Source organism: Pseudarthrobacter raffinosi, assembly GCF_023913835.1.
GTDB classification, from domain to species: Bacteria; Actinomycetota; Actinomycetes; order Actinomycetales; family Micrococcaceae; genus Arthrobacter; species Arthrobacter raffinosi.
Genome location: NZ_JAMXBG010000042.1, coordinates 1 through 5,852, shown reverse-complemented (window position 1 = coordinate 5,852; position 5,852 = coordinate 1). Strand labels below are relative to the sequence as shown.

Annotated in this window: 3 rRNA genes; all 3 read right to left on the bottom strand. The window is 55.1% G+C overall.

Annotation, left to right across the window (positions count from 1 at the left end):
• Positions 1–80 precede the first annotated feature (80 nt).
• The 3 genes from rrf to NG697_RS20850 all read right to left on the bottom strand — a co-directional run bounded on the left by rrf (position 81) and on the right by NG697_RS20850 (position 5,667).
• Positions 81–197: ribosomal RNA gene (gene rrf / locus NG697_RS20860) — 5S ribosomal RNA — on the bottom strand.
• A 240-nt stretch (positions 198–437) separates the two neighbouring features.
• Positions 438–3,586, bottom strand: a 23S ribosomal RNA gene (locus tag NG697_RS20855).
• Between the two features lie 557 nt (positions 3,587–4,143).
• Positions 4,144–5,667, bottom strand: a 16S ribosomal RNA gene (locus NG697_RS20850).
• The 16S, 23S and 5S rRNA genes sit together here, the layout of an rRNA operon.
• Positions 5,668–5,852: the final 185 nt, after the last annotated feature.

Below are 5,852 nucleotides of genomic sequence, written 5' to 3'. Positions count from 1 at the left end.
GTGGGGTGTTTGTGGTGTGGTGGTTAACGTGGGAGAGCCCCCCAACCTGGTGGTTGGGGGGCTCTCGACCTGTAATGATGTTCCGGCGGTGACCTACTCTCCCACACCCTCCCGGGTGCAGTACCATCGGCGCTGTGGGTCTTAGCTTCCGGGTTCGGAATGGGACCGGGCGTTTCCCCCACGCTATGACCGCCGTAACCCTTCGACCCGTCACACCCGAAAAAGGGGGGTGTGTGGGAAATCTGGTTACAACATGCTCCTGCAACTTTTGGTTGCAGGTGTGGTGTTGTTATTGTGTTGTGTTTTTTGTTCCCTGCAACGTGCCCGTGGTGTCGGGTTTGTTGTTTGGGAACCACATAGTGGACGCAAGCAGTCTTGTTATCTTCGTACCACCCCTGGGTGCAAACCTCTTTTGAATAGGTTTACGGGGGTGGTGTGTGGTGTAAGTTATCGGCCTATTAGTACCGGTCAGCTTCACGAGTCGTTAGTCCTCGCTTCCACATCCGGCCTATCAACCCAGTGGTCTGGCTGGGGGCCTCTCACACACAAGGTGTATGGAAATCTCATCTCGAAGCGAGCTTCCCGCTTAGATGCTTTCAGCGGTTATCCCATCCGAACGTAGCTAATCAGCGGTGCACTTGGCAGTACAACTGACACACCAGAGGTTCGTCCGTCCCGGTCCTCTCGTACTAAGGACAGCCCTTCTCAAATTTCCTGCGCGCGCAGCGGATAGGGACCGAACTGTCTCACGACGTTCTAAACCCAGCTCGCGTACCGCTTTAATGGGCGAACAGCCCAACCCTTGGGACCTACTCCAGCCCCAGGATGCGACGAGCCGACATCGAGGTGCCAAACCATGCCGTCGATATGGACTCTTGGGCAAGATCAGCCTGTTATCCCCGAGGTACCTTTTATCCGTTGAGCGACGGCCATTCCACAATGTACCGCCGGATCACTAGTCCCGACTTTCGTCCCTGCTCGAGATGTCTCTCTCACAGTCAAGCTCCCTTGTGCACTTACACTCGACACCTGATTGCCAACCAGGCTGAGGGAACCTTTGGGCGCCTCCGTTACTTTTTAGGAGGCAACCGCCCCAGTTAAACTACCCATCAGGCACTGTCCCTGACCCGGATTACGGGCCGAAGTTAGATGTCCAAAGTGACCAGAGTGGTATTTCAACGATGACTCCACCCGAACTGGCGTCCGGGCTTCAACGTCTCCCACCTATCCTACACAAGCCACTCCGAACACCAATACCAAACTATAGTAAAGGTCTCGGGGTCTTTCCGTCCTGCTGCGCGTAACGAGCATCTTTACTCGTACTGCAATTTCGCCGAGTTTATGGTTGAGACAGCGGGGAAGTCGTTACTCCATTCGTGCAGGTCGGAACTTACCCGACAAGGAATTTCGCTACCTTAGGATGGTTATAGTTACCACCGCCGTTTACTGGGGCTTGAATTCTCAGCTTCGCCCGCAAGGGCTAACCGGTCCTCTTAACCTTCCAGCACCGGGCAGGAGTCAGTCCGTATACATCGTCTTGCGACTTCGCACGGACCTGTGTTTTTAGTAAACAGTCGCTTCCCCCTGGTCTCTGCGGCCCCGATCCCCTCCCACCAGCAAGTGGTGTTCAAGGTTGGGGCCCCCCTTCTCCCGAAGTTACGGGGGCATTTTGCCGAGTTCCTTAACCATAATTCTCTCGATCGCCTTAGTATTCTCTACCTGATCACCTGTGTCGGTTTGGGGTACGGGCGGCTAAAACCTCGCGTCGATGCTTTTCTCGGCAGCATAGGATCACCAAATCCCCCCCTGAGGGGGTCCCATCAGATCTCAGGCATCATGAACGGCGGATTTGCCTACCGTTCGCCCTACATCCTTAGACCGGGACAACCATCGCCCGGCTTGGCTACCTTCCTGCGTCACACCTGTTAATACGCTTGCCTCCCAGGATCAGGTCCCGCGCTCCACCAAAACCCACATCACCCCGAAGGGTGGGCGGGCAGGTATCGGGCGGTTAGTATCCCCTGTTCAACATGGACGGTTTTTCGCCGGTACGGGAATATCAACCCGTTGTCCATCGACTACGCCTGTCGGCCTCGCCTTAGGTCCCGACTTACCCAGGGCAGATTAGCTTGACCCTGGAACCCTTGATCATTCGGCGGACGGGTTTCTCACCCGTCTTTCGCTACTCATGCCTGCATTCTCACTCGTGTAGGCTCCACCGCTGGTTTACACCGCGACTTCACTGCCCACACGACGCTCCCCTACCACTCCAGACGCCTGAACCAACCCACAAGGGGCGGCTTAGCTAATATCTGAAATCCACAACTTCGGCGGTGTACTTGAGCCCCGCTACATTGTCGGCGCGGAATCACTTGACCAGTGAGCTATTACGCACTCTTTTAAGGATGGCTGCTTCTAAGCCAACCTCCTGGTTGTCTTCGCAACTCCACATCCTTTCCCACTTAGCACACGCTTAGGGGCCTTAGTTGGTGGTCTGGGCTGTTTCCCTCTCGACTATGAAGCTTATCCCCCACAGTCTCACTGCTGCGCTCTCACTTACCGGCATTCGGAGTTTGGCTGACGTCAGTAACCTTGTAGGGCCCATTAGCCATCCAGTAGCTCTACCTCCAGCAAGAAACACGCAACGCTGCACCTAAATGCATTTCGGGGAGAACCAGCTATCACGAAGTTTGATTGGCCTTTCACCCCTACCCACAGCTCATCCCCTCCATTTTCAACTGAAGTGGGTTCGGTCCTCCACGACGTCTTACCGTCGCTTCAACCTGGCCATGGGTAGATCACTTCGCTTCGGGTCTAGATCACGCCACTGCAACGCCCTATTCAGACTCGCTTTCGCTACGGCTTCCCCACACGGGTTAACCTCGCGACGTAACACTAACTCGCAGGCTCATTCTTCAAAAGGCACGCCGTCACACCCATACAGACAAGCTGCAGATGCTCCGACGGATTGTAAGCACACGGTTTCAGGTACTGTTTCACTCCCCTCCCGGGGTACTTTTCACCTTTCCCTCACGGTACTGGTCCGCTATCGGTCATTAGGGAGTATTTAGGCTTATCAGGTGGTCCTGACAGATTCACACGGGATTTCTCGGGCCCCGTGCTACTTGGGATACTCTCCAGGCGGCACAAAACATTTCGGTTACGGGGCTCACACCCTCTCTGGCCGGCCTTTCAAGACCGTTCACCTATGCCTGCACATCACACCTCACCAGTCCGGCAGAACTGGTACGGAAAGTCCCACAACCCCGCCCATGCAACGCCCGCCGGCTATCACACATGGAACGGTTTAGCCTGATCCGCGTTCGCTCGCCACTACTGACGGAATCACTATTGTTTTCTCTTCCTGCGGGTACTGAGATGTTTCACTTCCCCGCGTTCCCTCCACGCACCCTATGTGTTCAGATGCGGGTCACCAGGCAGCTCGCGCCCCTGGCGGGGTTTCCCCATTCGGACACCCTGGGATCACAGTCCGGTTATCGACTCCCCCAGGCTTATCGCAGATTCCTACGTCCTTCTTCGGCTCCTAATGCCAAGGCATCCACCGTGTGCTCTTAAAAACTTGACCACAAAAGATCAAAAAACTAATTTTCGAGAGAACCACGAAAACCACCCGGACACCACCACCACAACCCGAAGGCCACAGCAACAGACGCCCGGACAGATCCAGGTTCATAATTCTTGGAAATTGCTTCTTATAAAAGATGCTCGCGTCCACTATGTAGTTCTCAAACAACAACCCCAAACCACACACCCCACACACAACCCCAAAAGGTCAACCGTGCGATCGATGCAGCCAGGAAACCAGAAACAAACAAACCCGACAAAACACACCACAACCCGTAAGCTGCAGCCCATCCTCCCGGCCCTGTTGCCTCAGGACCCAACAGTGTGCCAAACACTAAACCACCCACCCCCAACCCACACCGTTCCAGGCAGAGAAGCCATCCCGAAGGACAACCAACCACCGTACTAGGTCAGGAAAGAAACAAACGGCCGCTATTCATTGATATTCCACCCTTGAGCACCCGCCGCAGAACAAACGTCCGCGCAACGGGCATATACTCCTGACAAACCCCGCCCACCACATTACGCAGTGGACAACAGCCTGTAGGTGCTCCTTAGAAAGGAGGTGATCCAGCCGCACCTTCCGGTACGGCTACCTTGTTACGACTTAGTCCCAATCGCCAGTCCCACCTTCGACAGCTCCCTCCCACAAGGGGTTAGGCCACCGGCTTCGGGTGTTACCAACTTTCGTGACTTGACGGGCGGTGTGTACAAGGCCCGGGAACGTATTCACCGCAGCGTTGCTGATCTGCGATTACTAGCGACTCCGACTTCATGGGGTCGAGTTGCAGACCCCAATCCGAACTGAGACCGGCTTTTTGGGATTAGCTCCACCTCACAGTATCGCAACCCTTTGTACCGGCCATTGTAGCATGCGTGAAGCCCAAGACATAAGGGGCATGATGATTTGACGTCGTCCCCACCTTCCTCCGAGTTGACCCCGGCAGTCTCCTATGAGTCCCCGCCATAACGCGCTGGCAACATAGAACGAGGGTTGCGCTCGTTGCGGGACTTAACCCAACATCTCACGACACGAGCTGACGACAACCATGCACCACCTGTAAACCGACCGCAAGCGGGGCACCTGTTTCCAGGCATTTCCGGTTCATGTCAAGCCTTGGTAAGGTTCTTCGCGTTGCATCGAATTAATCCGCATGCTCCGCCGCTTGTGCGGGCCCCCGTCAATTCCTTTGAGTTTTAGCCTTGCGGCCGTACTCCCCAGGCGGGGCACTTAATGCGTTAGCTACGGCGCGGAAAACGTGGAATGTCCCCCACACCTAGTGCCCAACGTTTACGGCATGGACTACCAGGGTATCTAATCCTGTTCGCTCCCCATGCTTTCGCTCCTCAGCGTCAGTTAATGCCCAGAGACCTGCCTTCGCCATCGGTGTTCCTCCTGATATCTGCGCATTTCACCGCTACACCAGGAATTCCAGTCTCCCCTACATCACTCTAGTCTGCCCGTACCCACCGCAGATCCGGAGTTGAGCCCCGGACTTTCACGGCAGACGCGACAAACCGCCTACGAGCTCTTTACGCCCAATAATTCCGGATAACGCTTGCGCCCTACGTATTACCGCGGCTGCTGGCACGTAGTTAGCCGGCGCTTCTTCTGCAGGTACCGTCACTTTCGCTTCTTCCCTACTGAAAGAGGTTTACAACCCGAAGGCCGTCATCCCTCACGCGGCGTCGCTGCATCAGGCTTTCGCCCATTGTGCAATATTCCCCACTGCTGCCTCCCGTAGGAGTCTGGGCCGTGTCTCAGTCCCAGTGTGGCCGGTCACCCTCTCAGGCCGGCTACCCGTCGTCGCCTTGGTGAGCCATTACCTCACCAACAAGCTGATAGGCCGCGAGTCCATCCAAAACCACAATAAAGCTTTCCACCCCCCACCATGCGATGAGGAGTCATATCCGGTATTAGACCCAGTTTCCCAGGCTTATCCCAGAGTTAAGGGCAGGTTACTCACGTGTTACTCACCCGTTCGCCACTAATCCCCCCACAAGTGAGGTTCATCGTTCGACTTGCATGTGTTAAGCACGCCGCCAGCGTTCATCCTGAGCCAGGATCAAACTCTCCGTTGAAGTAAAACAGACACAACCACCAACCCCGGAAATAACAGGATAAAATGGCTGCACAAAATTTGAAACCAGCTGTAAAAACCAGACCACACCACGGGGTGGCGGATCCAGTCAATTCAACCAATTCAATACAATAAATTGGTATCAACAAACTTGGCACACTATTGAGTTCTCAAACAACAGACACA